Source organism: Nocardia sp. NPDC005366 (assembly GCF_040606855.1).
Classification (GTDB): Bacteria; Actinomycetota; Actinomycetes; order Mycobacteriales; family Mycobacteriaceae; genus Nocardia.
This window is the reverse complement of sequence record NZ_JBEXFQ010000043.1, coordinates 13,422-35,507: the sequence shown is the minus strand read 5'-3', so window position 1 is coordinate 35,507 and position 22,086 is coordinate 13,422. Positions and strand designations below refer to the sequence as shown.

The window sequence follows — 22,086 nt, the reverse complement described above, 5'->3', positions numbered from 1 at the left end:
CAGCGCCCGGGAGTCAGCCCCGCGCCGCGCGCAGGCGCTCGTAGACCGCGGCGAACCACGGCTCCTTCGCCGAGTGGTACGCCTTCGCGGCGGCCTCCCCGGAACTACCCGCCGCCGCGGCCTGGGCCTCGCGATGCACGGCCAGGTACTCCGCACGGGCGGCGGGGTCGGCGCGTAGCCAGTCGCGCACAGCGAGTGCGAATACCGCCCCCGGCGACCCGTCGACGCGAATGTAGACGTCGGCGGGCCTGCCGGGATCGGCGCTCCCATGTGCCCTCGTCGCCGACAGCTCGGCACCGGTCGGGTCACCCTCGGTCGGCTCCGGATACTCGTGAGCGCCATGCGGTTTCGCGGGGAAACCCGCCGCTCCCAGCGCCTCACGCAAGCTATCGGCGGTCGCGATGTCCGGGACGGTGATCTGGATATCGATCACATCCTCGGCGGGCAGGTCCGCGACGGCGGTCGAGCCGATGTGGTCGATGCGGGAGGCCGCCCCACCGCAGGCCGCCCCCAGCCGGGCGATCAGCCGCCGCGCCTGCGCCGCCCATTCCGGATCAGCGGGAACCAGCCGCAATTCCCTCGGCGCGACCGTGCCCGCGCGCAGGTTGCGCTCGAACGGCACGAGTCGCTGCTCCCACAGCCGATGCACCACCGGCTCGATCTCGCCGGGACCGCCGCTGTTGTCGAGCAGCACATCGGCGACCGCGTGCCGCTGCTCGTCGGTCGCCTGCGCTGAAATCCGAGCCCGCGCATCGGCTTCGGAAACGCCACGGAATTCGACGAGCCGCCGAATTCGAGTTTCCTCCTCGACGTCGACCACTAATACCAGATGCAGGTACGGCGCCATTCCGCTCTCCACCAGAAGTGGAATATCCTGCACCAGAATCGCGTCGGATTCCGCCGCGTCGATCAATTCCGCTGTGCGCTTTCCCACCAATGGATGAGTGATGGAATTCAGTTTCGCTCGGGATTCATCGTTCGCGAATGCGCGCGCCGCCAGCGCGGGCCGGTCGAGGCTGCCGTCCTCGGCCAGGATCTCCGGGCCGAAAGCCTCTGTCAATGCCGTGAGGCCCTCGGTGCCGGGGGCGACGACCTCCCGCGCGATCGCGTCGGCGTCGATGATCACCGCGCCCCGTTCGGCCAGGATCCGCGCCACCGTCGACTTACCCGCTCCCATGCCTCCGGTGAGGCCGATCCGCAACATGTCCCCCAGTCTCGCATTCGCGATTCCCGCCGCCGCCGACCACCCACGGCGGCGGATGCCCGTCGCGACTTCGACCGGCCCCAAGACGCGTGACTACCCACCGCCGATGCCGTATTCACCACCCCCCGCCGGATTTGCCCGATCCGTGATGACGCCGAGACCATTTCGCAACATTTCCGTTCGACCTCCACACAACGACGGCAACTTTCCGACACGCCGAGGCAATTACTCGCGCAAAATACTCTGCCGCCCCCTTTTCTTCGGCTAATCTTCGCCGTGGCGATCCAGGCCAGAACCAGCTAGCAAAGGAAACTCATTGGGCACCAGAATCAACCAGTCGGGTCGCCACCGCCTGGGTATGGCGGGAGGCGTGCACTGCATCCAGATCCCCGCTGTCGCGGCCGCGCTCGCCGAGCACCGCCGCTCATGGTTCACCGCATTGATCAATCCGGCTCGGCACAGTTTCGCGGCCATGCGGAAACGTCCCGTTCTCGCGTCCGTGCGCTGGATACCCGCCGCCGCCGGCTGACCTCTCCTTTTCGGCCGTGGCCCCACCCGCACCGGGTCGGGGCCACTGTCGTGCGCGCCTGACCTGTCTTCCGGCCTCGGCGTCCACGGGCTGCTAGGTTGGCGTCTGTGCAGTCGGTTTCCGCTCGATGGGTGCGTTCGCTGCTCCTGGCCGCCATGGCGGTGGCCGTTGTAGGCATGCATCATCTGGCAGGTCCTGGCGCTCAATCCCGGCATGTGCACGTCGATCCCGCCGCTCATGCCGTGCCGATACCGGCCGACATATCGGGCACCGGCAGCACCGTGCACGACTGTTGCGCCATGCCCATGGTCACCCATGTCGGCGAAAGCGGCACTGACGGCCACGGTCCCGGCCACCGTCCCGGCCACGGTCTGCTGCATCTGTGTCTGGCCGTGCTCATGGCCGCGGCCGGACTCGCGCTGATGTGGATCGTCACGGGGCGGCACTGGTGGCAGCAGGTGTGGGCGGGCACCGCCGCTGGCATTGGGGTGATCGCGGTGGCACGGCCTCCTCCGGTCGCGATGTCGAGGCGCCTGGCCTCGCTGTGTGTGTTGCGGGTGTGATCGCCGCCCGCCGGGCCCGCCCTTGCGGCGGGTCGCGGCGCCAGATCGCTCACTCCCTTTCAACCGCACGACATCTCAGGAGTTGATGATGAACACCACGATCAGGACTGTGTCCGCGACCGCGCTGACGATCCTGGCATCGGCGGCCGTGCTCGCCGGCTGTAGCGATGACTCCGACGGACCCGACACATCGTCTGTGACCACCAGCGCCGCGACTATCTCGGCGTCGCCGTCGAGCGGCGCCGCGGTCGCCGGTGAGCACAACGACGCCGACGTGCGCTTCGCCCAGGACATGATCGGCCACCACAACCAGGCTGTTCAGATGGCAGCCCTGGCGCCGGGGCGCAGCACCGACCAAGCCGTGCTCGAGCTGGCCGTTCGCATACAGCAGGCGCAGGGACCCGAGGTCACGACCATGACGGGCTGGCTGCAGACGTGGGGCAGCGCTACCGCTACCGTCACCGCGACGGCGACCTCGATGCCGGGTATGGGTCACGGGGCGACTCCGATGCCGAGCATGGGCCATTCGGCGATGCCGGGCATGATGAGCCTCGAGCAGATGTCGCGGCTCGCGGGGGTCGGTGGGACGGATTTCGATCGGATGTGGCTGACGATGATGATCGAACATCACCAGGGCGCGATCGAGATGGCGCGCACCGAACTGGCCCAGGGCGCCAACCCCGACGCCAAGAAGCTGGCTCAGAAGATCATCGACGACCAGCAGACCGAGATCACCCAGATGCAGGCCATGCTCGCCCAGCGCTGACCCCTGACTCACGGCATCGGCCCTCGATCGAGGGTCGGTGCCGTGGCGCGCGGCGCCGGTCCGGCGGGAATATATACCCCCTAGGGGTAAATTCTTCGGGTATGTCCAGCGAACACGCACATCCCGGCACCGACCACGACCTTCACGAACACCGCCATGCCGACACCGCGGCGCGGACCGCCGGCCACCGTACCGATCACACGGGACACGGCGGACACACGGGACACGTGGCACAGTTCCGGCGCCTGTTCTGGATCATGCTGGTGCTCGCGGTGCCGGTGGTCGGCGCGAATATGATGTTCGCCGACCTGATCGGGTACACCCTTCCCGACGCGGTGTCGTGGGTGTCGCCGGTCCTGGGCACCGTCATGTACTTCTGGGGCGGACGTCCGTTCCTGACCGGCGCGGTCACCGAGATCCGAGAACGGCAGCCAGCGATGATGCTGCTGATCGCGCTCGCGATCACCGTGGCCTTCGCCGCCTCCTGGGGTGCCACGCTCGGAGTGTTGTCCCACGACCTGGATTTCTGGTGGGAACTCGCGCTACTCATCGTGATTATGCTGCTGGGGCACTGGATCGAGATGCGCTCACTCGGACAGGCCTCCAGCGCTTTGGAGTCACTGGCCGCGCTGCTGCCGGACGAAGCCGAACGCATCGACGCCGACCGCACCGTCACCATCGCCTCGACCGAGCTGCGCACCGGCGACCTGGTCGTGGTACGACCGGGCGGACGGATCCCCGCCGACGGCACCATCGAATCCGGCAGCGCCGACCTCGACGAATCCATGATCACCGGCGAATCCCGGCCCGTGCGCCGCGAACCCGGCGACCGCGTCGTGGCCGGCACAGTCACCACCGACTCCGCGCTGCGGGTGCGGATCACCGCCGTCGGCGCCGACACTGCCCTGGCCGGCATCCAGCGCTTGGTCACCGAAGCGCAGAACTCCACCTCCCGCGCCCAAATCCTGGCCGACCGCGCAGCGGGCTGGCTGTTCTGGTTCGCCTCGGGCACCGCCGTGCTCACCGCCGTGGTCTGGCTGATGCTCGGCCAACCCGAATCCGCGGTCACCCGCACCATCACCGTGCTCGTCATCGCCTGCCCGCACGCCCTCGGGCTGGCGATCCCTCTGGTGGTCTCCATCGCGACCGAGCGCGCCGCCGCAGCCGGTGTCCTGATCACCGACCGCCGCGCGCTCGAGGCGATGCGCACCGTGGACGCGGTCCTGTTCGACAAGACCGGCACCCTCACGCGCGGCGAACCCGCCGTCATCGCCGTCACCAGCGGCGCGGACGAGGTTCTCGCGCTGGCCGCCGCCGCCGAAGCCGACAGCGAACATCCCCTCGGCCGCGCCATCGTCACCGCCGCGACCGACCGTGGACTACACGTGCCCGTTGCCACCGACTTCACGGCGCGCAACGGCATCGGCGTCACCGCCACCGTCGACGCGGCCAGCATCAGCGTCGGCGGACCCGGCATGCTCACCGAACATCGACTCACCCCGGTCGCGGAAGCGGCCGAATGGGCCGAGCAGGGCTCGACAGTGCTCCACGTCCTGCGCGACGGCACAGTCGTCGGCGCCGTGGCTCTGGCCGACGAGATCCGGCCCGAGTCCGCCCAGGCCATCGATGCCCTGCACGCCCGCGGCATGCACGTCGCCATGATCACCGGCGACGCCGAGTCCGTCGCCCGCACCGTCGCCACCCAGTTGGGTATCGATCAAGTCTTCGCCGACGTCCTGCCCCAGGAAAAAGGCGCCAAAGTCCAAGCCCTCCAAGACGCGGGCCGCATCGTCGCCATGGTCGGAGACGGCGTCAACGACGCCCCCGCCCTCGCCCGCGCCGACGTCGGGATCGCCATCGGCGCAGGCACGGACGTCGCCATCGCCTCGGCCGGAGTCGTGCTCGCCAGCGACGACCCCCGCTCGGTGCTGTCGATCGTCACCCTCTCGCGTGCCACCTATCGCAAAATGATCCAGAATCTCACCTGGGCCGCCGGCTACAACATCGCCGCCGTACCGTTGGCAGCCGGCGTCCTCGCCCACTGGAACGTCACCCTTCCCATGGAAATCGGCGCGCTGCTCATGTCCGCCTCCACAGTCGTCGTCGCGCTCAACGCCCAACTCCTGCGCCGCCTCGACCTGCGCCCCAGCGCGCTCGGGCACGGGTGAGCCGCGCCGGGTGTGATCCCCGCGATACGAACCCGATTGTCGGACACGGGGATACGTCGGGTCGCAGCGCGCACGCGCCCTGCCGGTAGCCGACTCGATCATCGACGAGGTCAGGAATCCCGCACGGACCACGTTTCGATGACACCGGTCAGCTGTGCGAGCAAGGAGGCAAGGCCCGAAAGATCGCCGCCGAGTTGGTAGGTCTTGAGCTCGGCGGGGGCGGGCAGCTGCGACACGATCTGCGGCAGGTTGTCGATCAACCTGGCCTGAATATTCGCGGCGCCCTGCTCGTTGGCGGTATTCACCCGCACCCGATCTCGCTCCAGTTGCCGCAATTTCGTCTCGTGCTCGGCCCGCGAGCGCGCATCGGCGAGCGCCAATTCACCGTCCAGTTCCTCGCGGCGCAATTCCTGCCGCCTGCGCAGATTCTCGGTCTGTTCGGTGTGCTGCTCGCGTTCGAGGCGCAGCGCGTGCAGTGCGGTCTCCTGGACCAGATCGGCTACGGTGCGCTGATCGTCGTGTTCGCGGGTGGTGCGGCGCAACTGTTCGGAAGTCTCCCGATCGAATCGAGACGCCTCGTGGCGGGCACGCAGTTCGGCGAGTTCACGTTCGTTCTCGATGCGCCGTTCCTCCGCCGTACGGTGCGTGGCCGTCTCCTTGGCCGAAATCACCTCCTGCGCCGACAATTCGGCGAGACGGGCGATCTGATTCTGTTCGCTGCGGTAGGGCTTCTGCAGGTTCTCCCACAGCGTCGACGAACTGACCACCGCCTCTTTGATCTGCACGGTGACGATCCGCAGCCCGAGTCCGCGGTCGCTGCGCCCTTCCCCCGCATCCGCCGAACCCTCGGCGACCGCGCGCAGCCGGGCGGTCAGTTCCTCGATGATCGGCTGCTTATCGCTGAGCACATCCCGCACGCCCATGGTGGAGACTTTGTCCTTGATAGCCGCTTCGGCCTGTTCACGCAGCTGAATATTGACCAGCCGCATGGGATCATCGGCGTCGGAGAAATCCAGCTTCCGGTAGGCGGTGCCGAAATCCTCGATGATCCATTGCACATACCCCTGTACGAGAACACCCTGCAATTCACTGCAAATGCAGTAGGCGTTGATCAGAATCGTCTGCATCGCGCCAGGCACCACGAGATAGGAGTCGGTCGCCGGATTGAAGCGGAACGACACCCCCAGACCGATATGCAACGGTTCGCTGCGACCCCGACGGGTATGCACGACAAAGGCATTCGGCGGGACGAGGACCGTGCGCCTACGCCAGAAACCGGTGACCCGCACCTCGACCGGACCGGGCCCCGATCCGTGCGGCCTCGGCCCGGCGCTCTCGGCCCGCTTGGCCACGGCGCCGCGCGGGGCGGGTGCGCCGGGCGGCGGCGGCATCGAGCCCGCCGCCAGAGCGGGTTTGCGCGTGCGCAGATCGTCCTCGAGGGCGGCCTGCTGCGCCACCACCTGGTCGAGATAGGTGTTCTTACCCGAATTGGAGCCCATGACGGTGGAGACTACCGCCGAATCACCTCGGCCCGAATCTCTTTCGATCTGTCGAAGGCCCGGTGGCGCGGTTGGCGAACACACCATGAGCTGGCCCACAGGCCGATCCCGGGCGATCCCTTGCATCCCGCTCGCCCGAGTTCCTAGACTGAGCCGATACCTGACAGTGACTTCCAGGTATCACTTCCGGGAGGGTCGATGACAGCGCACACCACCGTGGAACGGCCGCAGCCGACCACGCGCCCCGGCGCCGTCGGCCGTTGGGGTGAGTTCATGGCTCGCCATCGCCGCATCGTGCTCGGCGGCTGGCTGCTGCTGGTCGTGCTCTGCGGGGCCGCCTATCCGGCCCTGCACGACCGCCTCGGCGCACCCGACTACACGGTGCCGCAATCCGGGTCGAGTCGCGTCGAACATCTTGCTGCCGAACACTTCTCACAGCTCGGTGCCGAGCAGGACGTCATCGTCTTCCACTCCGCGCGCTATCGCGCCGACACGCCGGAGTTCCGTGCCGCCGTCGATGCCGCCATCACCACCGCGCGCGGCATCACGGGCGTCGCGGGCGCGGTCGGACCTTTCGAGGGCATCCCGTCGATCCAGATCTCCGCAGACGGTCACACCGCCTTCGGCATCGTCGGCCTCAACGGATCGATGGCCGAACGGGTGGAGGTCGCGATCCGGCTGCAAGCCGCCCTGACCGGCGCACCGGGTTCCGGCCTCGGGGCCGCCGGTGTCGACGTGACGGTCACCGGCTACGCGCCGATTCAGGCCGATCTGATGGCGATCGAGACCGCCGATATGCAGCGCGCCGAAGGGATCGGCCTTCCGGTCGCGGCGGCGGTGCTGGTTCTCGCGCTGGGCGCGGTGGTGGCCGCGACCATCCCGATCACGGTGACCGTGGCCGGAATCGCGCTCGGCGTCGGCGTCCTCTTCGGCCTCACCACCTTCTCGACCTTCGATTCTCTGGTGCTCTCCGTGGCGACCATGATCGCGACCGGCACCGCGATCGACTACGCGATGTTCATAGTCAGCCGGTTCAACGAGGAACTGACCAGGCGCGGCGTCCGAGACCGGCGAGCCCGAAGCGATATCGAGGCCGCGATCGGCGTCGCGCTCGACACCACGGGCCGCACGGTTCTCGCCTCGGGGATCATCGTGATGATCTCGCTGTGCTCGTTGGCCGTGGTAGGGCTACCGATGCTCACCGGCATCGCGATCGGCGTGGTCACCGCGGTGCTCGCCACCCTCGCCGCCGCGTTCACCCTGCTGCCCGCGCTGCTCGCGGTCCTGGGGCCCGCGGTCAATCGCGGCGCGCTGCCGGCGCGGCTGCGACCGGCCGAAACCCGTTCGGCGGAAGCCTCGAACGGCTGGGCGCGATGGGCGCGTCTCGTGATGGGCAAGCCGGTGCTGTTCGGCGCTGTCGGGGTGGGCGCGCTCCTGCTGGCCGCGTTCCCGATCACGGGGATCCACTACGGCGTCGACATGGGCATCGGCTCCCTCGGGGAGCGACCCAGCGGCCGAGCCACCGCGCTCATCGAGGACAATTTCGGTCCCGGACTGCTCGGACCGATCACGGTCATCGCCACCGGCCCGGACGACGGGCCGCTCGCCGAATCAGCGCGACCGGGGGTGACCGCCTTCATCGACGGCCTCTCCGGGGACGAGCGGGTGGTCCGGGTGCTGCCGCGACAGGCCGACGGCCGACTGCTGGCGACCGTCGTTCCCCGCGACACCTTCGACTCCACCGCCGTCGCCGACCTGACCTCCGATATCCGCGCCGGGGCGAACGCCGTCGCCGACGCGCGGATCCATGTCGGCGGCACCTCGGCCGCCTTCGCCGACGTCTCCGCACGCATCACCGATCGACTCTTCCTGGTGATCGCGCTGGTGCTGGCGGTCTCGCTGGCCTTCCTGGTCTACGCGTTCCGCAGTATCGTGCTGGCGTGCAAGGCGATCGTGCTGAATCTGCTGGCTACCGGTGCGGCACTGGGGATCACGGTCGCGGTCTTCCAGCACGGGATCGGGAAATCCCTGCTCGGCTTCGAGAGCACCGGATTCCTCCAGGTCTATCTGCCGATGCTGGTCTTCGCGGTCCTGTTCGGTCTGTCCATGGATTACGAGGTTTTCCTCATCCGGCGGATGAAGGAGGCGTGGGATCAGAACCAGGACAACGCCGCCGCGGTCGCCGAGGGATTACAGCGCACGGCCCGCCCCATCACCGCGGCGGCGGCGATCATGGTGGCGGTTTTCGCCAGCTTCGTCACCGCGGATGTGCTGGAACTCCAGCAGATCGGATTCGCGCTCGCGGTGGCGATCGCGATCGACGCGCTGATCGTGCGCCTTGTGCTCGTGCCCGCGTCCATGCAGCTGTTCGGCCGATGGAACTGGTGGTTGCCGCGATTCGGTTCCGCTAGTGCAGAATCCGTTCGATCGCGCTGACGATCGCGTCGACCGCCTCGGTATACACCGCGCGCAGCGGTCGGACGAAATCGGCTGTGGCCCAGTGATCCAGCGCGGCCGTGGCACCCCAGACCGCGGTGGCCGCAGCGACGCGCAGGCGCAGATCGTTCGGTATGCCGCCGGTGCGCTCGGCGAACAGTGACACGAACTGCGATTCCAACTCCCGCATCTGTCGGTTCTGCGCGTCCGCGATCTCCGGGATGGTCGTCACGTACCGCATGCGTCTGCGCATGCGCAATTCGGTCTCCGGCGTCAGCATCGCATCGATCAGTATCGGCGCGAGCATCCTCGCGGCGGCGATGAGATCGCCGGGCCGCATCGGCTCACCGCCGCCCGCGTCCCGGACCGCCTCGAGGATCCGCAGATCGTGTTCGTCGTAGAGGACCAGCATCTCCTTGACGCCGAAATACCGGTACACCGAACTGGCCGACACCCCCGCCTCGTGCGCGATCCGCTCGATCGTCACCGCTCGATAGCCGTGTTCCTCGAAAAGATCCAGCGCCACCCGCTGGATCCGGCTCATCGCCTCGCGCTTCCTGCGCTCCCACACACCCGCCGAGGACTCCACGCTGATATCGGACATCGCCGCTCAGGGTACTCGCCCGCAGTGCCGCGACGACCGCGTTGACGCAGGGCACCGATGCCGGGACGCGGACACCTCGACCGGGTCCGCATACGGGGAAGGCCCCGGTCCGTGTGGACCGGGGCCTTCCGCCGTGCTCATTCGAATCAGGCGTTGCCGGAGAGCTTCTCCCGCAGAGCCGCGAGCTGGGCGTCGCTGGCCAGCGAGCCGCCTGCGGACTCGGGCTGGCTGGAGGACGACTGCGCACCGCTCTCGGAGGAGTAGTTCGACGAACCGCCACCGTTCGCGGCCTCGGCCGCGGCGTCGGCCGCCATCTTCTCCATCTGCGCGGTGTGCATCTTGTGGCGACGCTCCGCCTCGGCGTAGCGGCCTTCCCACTCTTCGCGCTGCTTGTCGAAGCCCTCGAGCCACTCGTTGGTGTCGGGATCGAAGCCCTCGGGGAAGATGTAGTTGCCCTGGTCGTCGTAGCTGTCGGCCATGCCGTACTTCGACGGGTCGAACTCGGCGTGGTAATCCTCGTTCGCCTGCTTCAGCGACAGCGAGATCCGGCGACGCTCCAGGTCGATGTCGATGACCTTGACCATCGCGTCGTCACCGACGGCGACAACCTGGTCCGGAACCTCGACGTGGCGCTCGGCCAGCTCGGAGATGTGCACCAGGCCCTCGATGCCCTCTTCGACGCGCACGAACGCACCGAACGGAACCAGCTTGGTGACCTTGCCCGGCACGATCTGGCCGATCGCGTGGGTCCGGGCGAACTGACGCCACGGATCTTCCTGAGTCGCCTTGAGCGACAGCGAAACCCGCTCGCGGTCCAGATCGACGTCGAGAACCTCGACGGTGACCTCGTTGCCGACCTCGACAACCTCGGACGGGTGGTCGATGTGCTTCCAGGACAGCTCGGAAACGTGCACCAGGCCGTCGACGCCGCCGAGATCGACGAAGGCGCCGAAGTTGACGATCGAGGAGACCACACCCTTGCGGACCTGGCCCTTCTGCAGCTGGTGCAGGAACTCGGAGCGTACCTCGGACTGAGTCTGCTCCAGCCAAGCGCGGCGAGACAGGACCACGTTGTTGCGGTTCTTGTCCAGCTCGATGATCTTGGCCTCGATCTCCTTGCCGACGTACGGCTGGAGGTCGCGGACGCGACGCATCTCGACCAGCGACGCGGGCAGGAAGCCGCGCAGGCCGATGTCCAGGATCAGGCCGCCCTTGACGACCTCGATGACGGTGCCCTTGACGGCCTCGTCCTTCTCCTTGAGCTCCTCGATCGTGCCCCACGCGCGCTCGTATTGCGCCCGTTTCTTCGACAGGATCAGGCGGCCTTCCTTGTCCTCCTTGGTGAGAACGAGGGCCTCCACCTCATCACCCACGGAAACGACCTCATTCGGGTCGACATCGTGTTTGATGGAGAGTTCACGGGAGGGGATGACGCCTTCGGTCTTGTAACCGATGTCGAGCAGGACCTCGTCGCGGTCGACCTTGACGATGGTTCCCTCAACGATGTCGCCGTCGTTGAAGTACTTGATCGTGGCATCGATGGCGGCGAGGAAGTCCTCGGCGGAGCCGATGTCATTGACGGCTACCTGCGGCGAGGTGACGGTGGTGGGCATATGTCGGTTTGCTCCGGACGGATTGTGGTCGGTTGCGGACATTGGAACTTTCGGTACGCTGCGAGATCACCGCGACGATGCGACGACGGACATTGGAAACGTACCGCACGTACCGCACTCACCACTCGTGAAACCCAGCACGGGCCCCCTGTTACTCACTACACTGTAACCGTCGGCAGATCGTTACCTCGGCTACATCGGTACGCCAGTACAGAAGGCACTCGCCGGTTCAGCGTACGCGACCTTGGTCGACACGGGCAAACCGGCGTCCACGCCACGCCGAGATAAGGTTTCGGCGTGTCGGAAGATCGCCATGCGCAAGCAAACGCACTGCTCGGAACCACGGGAACCGCGCGCACCCGGATCGGTTCCGCCGCCAGTCAGCACGCCAGCCGTCGCTGGTGGGACGCCGACGCGGCGCAGTACCACGAGACGCACGCCGAGTTCCTCGGCGTCGACTCCCCCGGCGGCGAATTCGTATGGTGCCCGGAGGGGCTGCACGAGGGCGATATGCACTTGCTCGGCGATATCGCGGGCAAGCGAATCCTGGAGATCGGCTGCGGGTCGGCGCCCTGTTCGCGCTGGCTCGCCGGTCACGGGGGCCTTCCGGTCGGACTCGATCTGTCGCGGGGCATGCTCGAACGCGGGCTGGCGGCGATGGCGCGCGGCGGACCGACGGTCCCGCTCGTGCAGGCCGGGGCCGAGGATCTGCCTTTCGGCGACGCGAGCTTCGATCTGGCCTGCTCCGCCTTCGGGGCCATTCCCTTCGTCGCCGATTCCGCCCGGGTGATGCGCGAGGTGGCCCGCGTCCTGCGACCGGGCGGGCGCTGGGTGTTCTCGGTGAACCACCCGATCCGGTGGATCTTCCCCGACGATCCGGGCGAGGCCGGGCTGACCGCCGCCATCCCCTATTTCGATCGCACCCCCTACGTCGAGGTGGACGCCGAGGGTGTGCCCACCTACGTCGAACACCACCGCACGATCGGCGACCGGGTCCGCGAAATCGTCGCGGCGGGCCTGATCCTGGAGGACATCGTCGAACCCGACTGGCCGGAGTGGCTCGACCGGGAATGGGGTCAGTGGAGTCCGCTGCGCGGCGAACTGTTCCCGGGGACCGCCATCTTCGTCACCACCAAACCGACGACATGAGGTCCGCCGGATCGCGGTCGTCGTTATGTCTCGTCGTTATGTCCCGTCGTTATGTCTCGGAGTGGTCCCCGACGCGGCTGGCGGTAGCCGATGGGTAACCGCCGAGGGGTAACCGCCGATCGGACTCGGCGATACCGACGACCATGTGCAGGCGAACGCCGAAAGCGAGACAAGGACCCGGCAGACGCTGCTGTCGCGGGTCCTCGGCGTCGCTGAAGGAAATTCGAGATCAGAGCAGCCGGACGTTATCGGCCTGCGGCCCCTTCGGACCTTGCGTCACCTCGAATTCCACGCGCTGCTCATCATCGAGGCTGCGGAAACCGCTGCCGGTGATGGCGCTGAAGTGGACGAACACGTCCGCGCTTCCGTCGTCAGGGGCGATGAAGCCGAAGCCCTTGTCCGCGTTGAACCATTTGACAGTGCCTTGCATCGCTCGCTCCTGAAGTAGGGGATTGCTGATGGATCGCCACACATCCTGCCCGCTCCCACCCCGGAAACTCGGCATTTGCCGCCGTTCATGTCGTGGCGTCGTCGCCCGATCGCGTCGTCCTGCGGCCCGCCTGCTCCAGCGCACGCCGCAGCGCGAATTCGATCTGGGCGTTGATACTGCGCAGGTCGTCGGCCGCCCACTTGGCCATGGCCTCGTGGACGGCGGGGTCGAGACGGAGCAGTAGCTTCTTGCGTTCGACCATGCCGGGACTCAGTTGTAGAGCGTGCCGGCGTTGACGACGGGCTGGGTCGCGCGGTCGCCGCACAACACCACCAGCAGATTCGAAACCATTGCGGCCCTTCGCTCTTCATCGAGTTGCACGACACCCTGGGTGGTGAGTCGATCCAGGGCGAGACTGACCATACCTACCGCGCCCTCGACGATATGCGTCCGCGCCGCGACCACCTGGGCAGCCTGCTGACGCACCAGCATCGCCTGGGCGATCTCCGGAGCGTAGGCGAGATGGGTGATGCGGGCCTCCAGCACTTCGATACCCGCCAACTCGGTGCGCTCGCGCAATTCGACGGTCAACTCCTCGGCCACTTCCGTGCCGTCGCGCAGACTGGTGCGCTCGGCGTCGTGCGCGTCGTAGGGGTGAGTGGTGGCGAGATGGCGGACGGCCGCCTCGGACTGGGTCTCCACGTACTCCTCGTAGTCGTCGACGGCGAACGCGGCCTTGAAACTGTCCACCACGCGGTAGACGACCACCGCGGCGATTTCGACAGGATTGCCGTCGGCGTCGTTGACCTTGAGTTTCTGGGTCTCGAAATTGCGCACCCGCAGCGAGATGCTCTTGCGGTCGGTCAACGGCGCCACCGAGAAGAAGCCCGGCTCGCTGATCGAGCCGATATAGCGACCGAAGAACTGCACCACCTTCGCCTCGTTCGGGTTGACCACCGTCAACCCGGTCGTCAGGAGCAGGAGCACCACGACGACGACGGTCGCCACGATCGCGGCGATCAGCGCGGGCACGTTCCCGCCGTCCGCCGCCGCGACATAGCCGATCGCCGCCGCAGCGCCGAAGAAGAGGGTGAGCACCAACCAGGCCAACAGCACGAGAAAGCCGTTGACGTGGAAAGCGGACCTGAGTTTCATGACATCCTCCCGGTATCAGAGTGATATCACTACGATAGCGCACGCGTTCGCATGGACCAACAGCGAAGTCACCGGCCCACGACCGTCAGTCGGCGGGACGGATATTGCGGTTGAACCGGAACAGGAATGATCGAACGCATAGCACCGCGGGCCGGGCGCCCATAGCCCCGGCCCGTCGCCGTGCGCGAATTCCTCGGCGGAAACCCTCAGAGCAGTCGCGAAAGGAACAATTTCGTGCGTTCGTGTTTGGGGTCGGCCAACATCGCGCGAGGCGTGCCGCTCTCGACCACCACGCCGCCGTCCATGAACACCATGTGGTCGGCGACCTCGCGCGCGAAACCCATTTCGTGGGTCACCACCACCATGGTCATCCCGTCACGGGCCAGTTCGCGCATCACCTCGAGTACGTCGCCCACCAATTCCGGATCCAATGCGGAGGTGGGTTCGTCGAACAGCATCAATTTCGGATCCATCGCCAGGGCTCTCGCGATGGCGACGCGCTGCTGCTGACCGCCGGAGAGTTGGGCCGGATAGGCATTCGCCTTGTCCCCCATACCGACCCGGTCCAGCAATTCGTGCGCCCGTGCCACGGCGTCGGCCTTGCGGATTCTCTTGACCTGGGTGGGCGCCTCGATGATGTTCTCCAACGCCGTGCGGTGCGGGAACAGATTGAAATGCTGGAAAACCATCCCGATCTCGCGGCGCTGCGCTGCCGCGACGCGCGGATGCAGTTCGTAGAGTTTGTCGCCCTTCTCCCGGTAGCCGACCAGATCGCCGTCGACATACAGTCGTCCGGCATTGACCCGCTCGAGATGATTGATGCACCGCAGGAAGGTCGATTTCCCGGAACCCGATGGCCCGATCAGGCACAGCACCTCACCCCGCGCCACCTCCAGCGAGATACCTCTGAGCACGTGCAGCGCACCGAAACTCTTGCACACCCGGTCGGCGAGGATCATCGGCGGCGCGGGCGGTTCGACGGCCGGTTCGGCTTCTTTCGAAAGCTCATCGCTCATTTCGGTTTCACCGCACCGTGCGCATCGGCCAACTCCTGTAATTGCCTGGCGGTCAACTGTCTCGATATGCCGCGGGAGTAATGCCGCTCCAGGTAGTACTGCCCGATCATCAGCACGCTGGTGATCGCGAGATACCAGGTGGCGGTGACCATGAGGAGTGGGATCGGCTGGAAATTCACGCCATAGATATCGCGGGCCCGGCCGAACAGGTCGGTGCTCAACGGTATGGCCGTCACCAGCGAGGTCGTCTTCAGCATGCCGATGAATTCGTTACCGGTCGGCGGAATGATCACCCGCATCGCCTGCGGCAACACGGTGCGGCGCATGGTCTGCGTCCAGGACATGCCGAGCGCGGTGGACGCCTCGCGTTGCCCTTCGCCGACGGAATTGATTCCGGCGCGGACGATTTCGGCCATGTACGCGGCCTCGTTCAGGCCGAGGCCGATGGCGGCGAAGGCGAACGCGGCCTGTAGCGCCTGCACATCGAGATGGAAGAACTGCGGTCCGAACGGAATACCGAGGGCGATCTGCCGGTACAGCGACGGCACCAGGCCCCAGAACACCAACTGCACGTAGACCGGCGTCCCCCGGAAGATCCACAGATACACCCAGGCCGTCGAGCGGAGCACCGGATTCGGCGAAAGCCGCATCACCGACAACACGGTGCCGAGCACGATCGCGATGCCCATGGCGATCACGGTCAACTCGAGGGTGACCACCACGCCCGCCAGAATCCGGGTGTCGAACAGGTACTTGCCGTAGGTATTCCACTTGTAGGCGTCGTTCGTGGCGGCGCCGTAGAGGAAGAGCCCGACCACAACGATGACGGCGACGGCGGCAATCCAGCGGCCAGGGCGGCGTAACGGAACCGCCTTGATCGGCTCCGGTTCGTCCCCGCCCGCACCGTGCCCGGATTCGCCGGGCACGGTGTCGGTCACGGAGTCCGACATCGATCAGCTCACAGCGCCGTTGACGACCGACTCGGTGATCGCGCCTTCCTGCACGCCCCAGTTCTCCGTGATGGTCTTGTACTGACCGTTCTTGATCAGATGGTTGAGGGCGGTCTGCAGCACCTTCGCCAGCGGCGAATTCTTCGGCACGGCCCAGCCGTAGGGCGCCGAGTCGAAGACAGAACCCGCGGCCTCGATCTTGCCGCTGCTCTGTTTGATCGCGTACGCGGTCACCGGGGAATCGGCGGACATCGCGTCGACCTGGCCGAGGACCAGCGCATTGGTCGCGGCGCTCTGCTCGTCGAACGGTTTGATATCGATCGCGGGCTTACCCGCGGCGACGCAGGCGGCGCTCTTCGCGGGCACTTCGTCGGTGTGCTCGATGGTGGTGGCCTGCACGGCGACCTTCTTACCGCAGGCGTTACCCGGATCGACCGGCTTACCTGTCTGCTGCGCCCACTGCACGCCCGCCTTGAAATAGTCGGTGAAATCGACCTGCTGCTGGCGTTCCTTCGAATCGGTGATCGAGGACATGCCCACGTCGTAGGTGCCCGCCTGGATCGCCGGAATGATCTTCTCGAACGCGGACTCGACGTACTCGACCTTCACACCGAGGACGGAGCCGACGGCGTCCAAGAGATCGACGTCGAATCCGACGATATCGCCGTCGGCGTCCTTGTACTCGTTGGGCTGATACGGGACGTTCACGCCGACGACGAGTTTGCCGGACTGCGCGATCTTCTCGGGAAGGGTCGCCGCGATGTCATCGACCTTGTCCACCGACACCTTCGGCACGGCGGGGCCGGATTCCTCGGTGTTGTTGGTACAGCCCGTCAGTATCAGCGCACCACCCGCGACGACACATACCGCCCGCAGGACGCTCCGGTCGAGAACCGTTCGAACAGACACAGCAACCCTCCACATTTCGGATAGGGGAAACCCCGGGCGTCACAGCCCGTTTCGGGCAATGTAAGCGAACAAGTCGGTTCGCGCTGGACACTGCGCCCAGAGCGACACGAAGTCGTTGCGCGGCGCCGGGCGGCCCATATGCCCAACCTCACCGAAAGACGTCGACACCTCACGGCCTGACCAGTGCGTTTGTGATCTCCGGGGCAGCCGGATGCGCCCGGCGCGGCCGACACAGGTCCGCGCGGAGTTTTCCGGATGGTAACCGGACCGGTCATCGACATTCGCCGCTCGGCGGGAGGTGTGCCGCACTCCTATGAGGTGCGCGCGCACCGCCTCACCGTGGCCGAACGCGCGCATAGCGTCGACGGCGCTTCCACGCGGTGGGCGCGGCTGCGCGCACCTGAGGAAACGCCGTGTGATCCGGAAGATCGACACCGATCGGCGACTCGCAGGACAAAATGCATTCGATGGTCACACGGCCCGGAGCAGATCCCACTGAGCAGCTGGACTGCTTGGTGGAATTGACATGGCCTGCCAGCAGGCATCTGTGGTGGCGGGCGCGTCACTGCGGCACCGGCGCGCAGATCGCCGCCGCGCTGGACGAACTCGCCGTCCGCGTCGGAATCGACCCGCTTGCCCGGACCCTGCTGCTCCTCGATCGAGCCCGCATCGGGTACAGCCTCGCCGTCTGGGCTCAGACCTGCGTCATCGAACATCGCGCCGACACCGTGGATCTGGCCGATCTGCCCGCCGTCATGCGCGCTCACGCCGACTCGATACGTGCCCGCGTGCACTGACCTGACCACTCACCCGGCCGGGGCGCCTTCAGCGGACGGGGATCACGCCGGACCGTCCGACGTGTGACGTGTGACGGCCGCGGAATTGGCGATGCTCACCTGCGTAGTGCCGGTGAGCATCTCGGAAGATAGTAGCCCAAGACAGTTCCGTACAGAAGCGAATTGCGAACAATCGGCGGTGGACGCCGGGCAGACGTCGCGTCCACTGGCCGAACACTTCGACGTCGCGATATATCACCGCACCCGACGGGTCGGGCGTAGCATCGGGCACGAGGACGGCGAAGATCGATTATCCATGGATTGCATCGAAAGTGCATCGAAGATTCGGTACCGTAGGTCGTATGCGCGCCGGGATGCGTCGGCGCGGCAACCGATATCCACACATCGAATTCCCGTGGCCGCCGTGGTCGCGCGGCCCGTATCGGCCGATCCCGTCTACCAGCGGGGTCACGGGCAGGAGTCGCGATGAATATTCCCCTCACCTCCCGAGCCGCCGCCACACTGCTCGCGGCCGGCCCGATGGCGATCGGCCTGTGCCTGCTGACCGCCCCGCACGCCACCGCCGCCAATGCGGCCTGCCCGGCCCCCGGCACAAGCGCCACGACGGCCACCGTCGATGACGCGCAGTGCTCGGCCACCAGTTCAGGCGGCGGCGCGGCGGCGGCCTACGGATTGGGCGGCGATGCCTCCGCCGCCGCGGGCCCGACGAGCCTGTCGCTTGCCATCGCCCAGAACGGCGGCTCCGCGACATCCACGTCGACGACACTGTCGGGACCTGCGGCCATTGCGCTCGGACCGGGTGCGACGGTGACCGCAGCGGGCGTGCGGCCCGGACTCGCCATCGGTATCGCGGGGCCTGGCACGACGGTGACGGTATCGGGGACGGCGGGACCGACCTGCACGGGCGGCGTCGGATTCGCCGGGGATTTCCAGACCCTGCAGGGTTGCGTGTCGCTCAACTGACGATCGGAGGATAACCACCGGCGACCGGCCGAACACGCCCTTCTCCGGCGAGTCCCCGCCGACCCCGCACATCACAGTCGAACAGCGCGTGCGCGGACGTCACCGGCACCTCCCGCGAACCCTCTCCCTTCCCTGGCGAGACGAGGCTCATAGCATCGACGCACATTCGATGCACCAATCCGAAGGGGACCCGGCCGGGGGCGTTGTCGACTACTCGGCGCGCGGAGCCACGGGCGAGTTATCCACGTATCCCGTGACCGCACCGACCACGGCGCCCGCCGCCGCACCGACGAGCATGAAAGGCGCCGCGATCATGCCGTAACCGATACCCGCTCCGATCGGTGTCACCACCAGCCACCCCGCGGGCGCGAACGGAGTTCCGGCGACGAAACCGGACGCGGCGCCGATGACGGCGCCGACCGAGGCGATGGGGCTGGCCACCGTCGAGCCGATCGCGGCGCCCATCGCCGCCGAACCGAGGACATCGGCCGCGATACGGTCCGATCGGGCGGGATCGAACCCTGCCGAATCGAGCACCTGCGCCAACCCTGCCTCAGCACCCGCGGCGGCGTCATTGATCTGATCGATGGGCTCGGACGGCAGCCATTCCGGCACATCCGTTTGCAGACTTCCGATGCGAACGCGTCCATGCGGCGCTTCGATCGGGGCGACAGCGGGCGCCATCGCGAAGATATCGGGAACGCGAAGCTGCGTCGGGTCGACGTGGACCAACTCGAACGCGGATGGTTCCTGCCGTTTCCGCGTGGTGTCGTTGCGGGCCGCGCGAGTATCCAATCCCCGCACGGCGGACTGAACCCCGTCCTGAGCCGACGTCGACTCCTCGCCCGACGTCAGGGCGGGCGCCCCCGCGCCCGCGCTGTCGATCGGCGCCGCCGTAGCCACGGAGTGGGCCAGCACCGGCGCCACACCCGCGATCGCCACGACCGCCGCACGAGCGGCCAGTTTCCGGCAGGCCGCCGTGTCACGATTTCCTTGCATTACTCAACCTCTCTGATACATCGACAATGGATCCGGTGGGTCGATATCCGTACATGCTCACCTCGCACTGCATCCGGCTGTCGCGCACAGCATGACGAAGCGCGTCGGAATCGGCGGCAAACAACCCGACTCCGACGAGGGTAGGTCGATCGAGAAGCTGAAAGGAACACGGTGGCGAAACTCCGACGCCACTCGATATCAGCGCGATCATGCTACCCACAGCGAGGCTTGGCGGACAGACTAATTCGCCTGTTGCAGGGAGAAATTGTCCGCCCATTTGCTCGCACCCGCGGGCGCGTTGAGCGTGTTGAGCAACTCTACAGCGGCCAGCACCATAACCGGGCCACCCACGACGACGGTTCCCATAATTCCGCCGAGTCCCGCTCCCATCGCCGCACCGGGCAGGCACATCACCCCGAACAGCGGCAGGCCGAGCACACACCCGATGACGAGACCGACGGCGCTGCCGATCATTCCGCCGACCGCGGTGGCCAGCCCGAATCGGGTGGAGAACTCGTTCAGCGCGGCATTGTCCTCGAGCGGAGACGCCACGGGTTTCACGACGGGCGTGGTCAACGGCTTCACTTCGCCCGGCCTCAACAGCAACTCGCTCGAATTCGCGCCGAGCGCGGGCTCGGCCGTAACCTCCCTGTCTCCCATCGTGAATCGTGTCGGCACCACCAGCACCGGCGCGCCGCTCCGGTCGACGACCGTGAAGGAGTGGCGGCCTTCGCCGAGAACGAACTTCCCTCCCGTAAGCGTGGCCTTCACAAGGTGATCCGACGAAGTGACCTTGTATTCGATGTCACGTACGGCGGATTCGTCCGCATGGGCGGTCACCGGCACGATTGCGGCGACCACAGCGCAAATGATCGACGCGATGCGCGAGGTTTCGATCACGAAGTATCCTTCTCGATTTCGCGGTTGAGGCACGGGACATCGGACCAGTGCAGTCCACGGCCGAGGTTCGGCCGCTCCGAGCGACCACCAAACCACAGCAGATATCGAGTTAACGGCTTCTCGGGAGAAATAGGTGATCGGCGCGAGCAAATGTCGGGAAACACTGACACGCGCATACCGAAAGTTTGTTTACCCCGGGACATCCGATCGGACGTCGGATTATGATGCTGCGCGACACGGCTTTCGATCCTCGCGCTCCTCGCGAAATGTCCGATTACGACGAATCCGTCAATCGGGCCGTATATCTCAGCGTCGGTAGGTCCGTGTCGCCCGGCCGGATCCGCTCGGCGAGATCGGTCAGCATGGACAACGATGGTGAAGAAAGGTCGATGGCCGCGAGCAGCAGCCGCCGCAGCGGATAGTGCGAGACGGTGGCGACCACGCTGACATCGGTTCGGCGTTCCCCCCGATGGATTCCGGTCCTGAGCCAGTGCGCGTCCGCGCCGAAGAAATCGGCCAGCGCCTCGATCAACTCGGGCCGGGGATGTCGGCGCCGCCCGCGGCGCAGCATCGATACATAGGAAGCGGATGTCGCCTGGCCATTGCGGGCGAGGGCCGCGACCAGCGAACGGTACTGCAGGGGATGGCCGTGTCGCGACTCCCACGCGGTGATGAGCCCGTCGAGGCGGGCGGCGAATTCGGCATCGCCCGCCGGGGCGGAATACACGGGCGGCAGTTGGGCACATGCTGCCTGTTCACTTCTCAATGCATACCTCCGGGAAGTAGCAGGAAACGCGTCCGCGATCTCGTTCGTGAGCACACCGGGTATCGACCGCGACAGCCGCGACCGCTCGGTTACCCACAGATCGCGCGGGCACGCCGACCGCCGTCCATGGGTCCATCGGTCATAGCCGTGGACTCTAGCGAGGAGATCCGCACTGTTCACGGATTTACCGGATTGATATCAATCAAATTTTTCTCCACGCTTTTTCAGGTAGCTATTCTTTTGCGATAACCCAACCGGTCGGTTCTCAGCTATCTATTTCCAGCGATTCGCGAGGCGCGAGCAAAGCAACCCTCCGGTCCAACGGCGGCCACGACCCTAACAAACTCAAATCCCGAAAATCGCGTCTTCCGCGAGGTGAATGCCCGTTGCGCTCCCCCATTCGCTCGCCGACCGTAACACCGCGCCGTGCCGTTATCGAAGTCTGGACGTACGCGCGTTGCCGGGGACACGGTCGACACTCGAAAGGCGGGCACACCGATTGCGATATCGGCGAATCCGAGGGCCGCCACGACCGACGCCGGTATCAGCAGCAGCGCCGCCCTGTCCATGGCGTACCTTCAACGCTGCGGGACGCTGTTCCACCCGGCAGCGACGCAGAGGAACTGCCGGCCGACCCCGCCCGGCCTTTCGCGGTCGACGGCCGCCCGCT

The 22,086-nt window shown here is 66.7% G+C and carries 21 protein-coding genes; 8 read left to right on the top strand and 13 right to left on the bottom strand.

What is annotated here, in order from left to right:
* Positions 1-13: 13 nt before the first annotated feature.
* Positions 14-1,204 (bottom strand): dephospho-CoA kinase, encoded by a 1,191-nt coding sequence (gene coaE / locus ABZS43_RS32370; RefSeq protein WP_355039793.1) that lies wholly within the window; start codon positions 1,202-1,204, stop codon positions 14-16.
* A 316-nt stretch (positions 1,205-1,520) separates the two neighbouring features.
* Here coaE and ABZS43_RS32365 point away from each other — a divergent pair, with 316 nt between their 5' ends.
* The 4 genes from ABZS43_RS32365 (at position 1,521) to ABZS43_RS32350 (ending at position 5,230) form a co-directional block, all read left to right on the top strand.
* Positions 1,521-1,733, top strand: coding sequence for a hypothetical protein (locus ABZS43_RS32365; RefSeq protein ID WP_355039807.1), 213 nt, complete (start codon positions 1,521-1,523; stop codon positions 1,731-1,733).
* A gap of 107 nt (positions 1,734-1,840) precedes the next feature.
* Positions 1,841-2,296, top strand: a complete 456-nt coding sequence (locus tag ABZS43_RS32360) for a hypothetical protein (RefSeq protein ID WP_355039792.1) — start codon at positions 1,841-1,843, stop codon at positions 2,294-2,296.
* 88 nt (positions 2,297-2,384) lie between these two features.
* Positions 2,385-3,062, top strand: a complete 678-nt coding sequence (locus tag ABZS43_RS32355; RefSeq protein WP_355039791.1) for a DUF305 domain-containing protein — start codon at positions 2,385-2,387, stop codon at positions 3,060-3,062.
* A 101-nt stretch (positions 3,063-3,163) separates the two neighbouring features.
* Positions 3,164-5,230: a copper-translocating P-type ATPase gene (locus ABZS43_RS32350; protein WP_355039790.1), complete on the top strand. Its 2,067-nt coding sequence runs from the start codon at positions 3,164-3,166 to the stop codon at positions 5,228-5,230.
* Between the two features lie 110 nt (positions 5,231-5,340).
* Here the strand turns inward: ABZS43_RS32350 and ABZS43_RS32345 are convergent, their stop codons facing one another.
* Complete coding sequence (locus ABZS43_RS32345; protein ID WP_355039789.1) at positions 5,341-6,729, bottom strand: SPFH domain-containing protein; 1,389 nt, start codon at positions 6,727-6,729, stop codon at positions 5,341-5,343.
* Between the two features lie 198 nt (positions 6,730-6,927).
* Between ABZS43_RS32345 and ABZS43_RS32340 the strand changes: the two genes are divergently transcribed.
* Positions 6,928-9,165 carry an MMPL family transporter gene (locus ABZS43_RS32340; protein WP_355039788.1) on the top strand — a complete coding sequence of 746 codons (2,238 nt, stop codon included), beginning with the start codon at positions 6,928-6,930 and terminating at the stop codon, positions 9,163-9,165.
* Here ABZS43_RS32340 and ABZS43_RS32335 read toward each other — a convergent pair.
* Positions 9,137-9,769, bottom strand: a complete 633-nt coding sequence (locus ABZS43_RS32335) for a TetR family transcriptional regulator (RefSeq protein ID WP_355039787.1) — start codon at positions 9,767-9,769, stop codon at positions 9,137-9,139. The two genes, ABZS43_RS32340 and ABZS43_RS32335, sit on opposite strands and share 29 nt — an antisense overlap.
* 146 nt (positions 9,770-9,915) lie before the next feature.
* Positions 9,916-11,382: a 30S ribosomal protein S1 gene (gene rpsA, locus ABZS43_RS32330; protein WP_355039786.1), complete on the bottom strand. Its 1,467-nt coding sequence runs from the start codon at positions 11,380-11,382 to the stop codon at positions 9,916-9,918.
* A gap of 297 nt (positions 11,383-11,679) precedes the next feature.
* Here rpsA and ABZS43_RS32325 point away from each other — a divergent pair, with 297 nt between their 5' ends.
* The gene (locus ABZS43_RS32325; RefSeq protein ID WP_355039785.1) at positions 11,680-12,531 is read left to right on the top strand and encodes a class I SAM-dependent methyltransferase; all 852 of its coding nucleotides are present in this window, start codon (positions 11,680-11,682) and stop codon (positions 12,529-12,531) included.
* A gap of 229 nt (positions 12,532-12,760) precedes the next feature.
* On the opposite strand, the gene ABZS43_RS32320 is transcribed toward ABZS43_RS32325, so the two are convergent.
* The 6 genes from ABZS43_RS32320 to ABZS43_RS32295 all read right to left on the bottom strand — a co-directional run bounded on the left by ABZS43_RS32320 (position 12,761) and on the right by ABZS43_RS32295 (position 17,006).
* The gene (locus ABZS43_RS32320; RefSeq protein WP_355039784.1) at positions 12,761-12,961 is read right to left on the bottom strand and encodes a cold-shock protein; all 201 of its coding nucleotides are present in this window, start codon (positions 12,959-12,961) and stop codon (positions 12,761-12,763) included.
* An 85-nt stretch (positions 12,962-13,046) separates the two neighbouring features.
* Positions 13,047-13,223, bottom strand: coding sequence for a hypothetical protein (locus ABZS43_RS32315; RefSeq protein ID WP_355039783.1), 177 nt, complete (start codon positions 13,221-13,223; stop codon positions 13,047-13,049).
* An 8-nt stretch (positions 13,224-13,231) separates the two neighbouring features.
* Positions 13,232-14,116, bottom strand: coding sequence for an SPFH domain-containing protein (locus ABZS43_RS32310; protein ID WP_355039782.1), 885 nt, complete (start codon positions 14,114-14,116; stop codon positions 13,232-13,234).
* Between the two features lie 206 nt (positions 14,117-14,322).
* A complete protein-coding gene (locus tag ABZS43_RS32305; RefSeq protein ID WP_355039806.1) occupies positions 14,323-15,075 on the bottom strand; it encodes an amino acid ABC transporter ATP-binding protein in 753 nt (250 codons plus the stop codon).
* Positions 15,076-15,128: 53 nt separating this feature from the next.
* Positions 15,129-16,082, bottom strand: coding sequence for an amino acid ABC transporter permease (locus ABZS43_RS32300; RefSeq protein WP_355039781.1), 954 nt, complete (start codon positions 16,080-16,082; stop codon positions 15,129-15,131).
* 3 nt (positions 16,083-16,085) lie between these two features.
* Positions 16,086-17,006 carry an ABC transporter substrate-binding protein gene (locus ABZS43_RS32295; protein WP_355039780.1) on the bottom strand — a complete coding sequence of 307 codons (921 nt, stop codon included), beginning with the start codon at positions 17,004-17,006 and terminating at the stop codon, positions 16,086-16,088.
* A 452-nt stretch (positions 17,007-17,458) separates the two neighbouring features.
* On the opposite strand from ABZS43_RS32295, the gene ABZS43_RS32290 reads away from it, so the two are divergent.
* Positions 17,459-17,788, top strand: a complete 330-nt coding sequence (locus ABZS43_RS32290; RefSeq protein WP_355039779.1) for a hypothetical protein — start codon at positions 17,459-17,461, stop codon at positions 17,786-17,788.
* Between the two features lie 465 nt (positions 17,789-18,253).
* The gene (locus tag ABZS43_RS32285; protein ID WP_355039778.1) at positions 18,254-18,751 is read left to right on the top strand and encodes a DUF6764 family protein; all 498 of its coding nucleotides are present in this window, start codon (positions 18,254-18,256) and stop codon (positions 18,749-18,751) included.
* Between the two features lie 210 nt (positions 18,752-18,961).
* Here the strand turns inward: ABZS43_RS32285 and ABZS43_RS32280 are convergent, their stop codons facing one another.
* The 3 genes from ABZS43_RS32280 to ABZS43_RS32270 form a co-directional block, all read right to left on the bottom strand.
* Positions 18,962-19,750 (bottom strand): hypothetical protein, encoded by a 789-nt coding sequence (locus tag ABZS43_RS32280; RefSeq protein ID WP_355039777.1) that lies wholly within the window; start codon positions 19,748-19,750, stop codon positions 18,962-18,964.
* Positions 19,751-19,990: 240 nt separating this feature from the next.
* Positions 19,991-20,650 carry a hypothetical protein gene (locus tag ABZS43_RS32275; protein ID WP_355039776.1) on the bottom strand — a complete coding sequence of 220 codons (660 nt, stop codon included), beginning with the start codon at positions 20,648-20,650 and terminating at the stop codon, positions 19,991-19,993.
* Positions 20,651-20,924: 274 nt separating this feature from the next.
* Positions 20,925-21,416, bottom strand: a complete 492-nt coding sequence (locus ABZS43_RS32270; RefSeq protein ID WP_355039775.1) for a hypothetical protein — start codon at positions 21,414-21,416, stop codon at positions 20,925-20,927.
* Between the last annotated feature and the right edge of the window lie 670 nt (positions 21,417-22,086).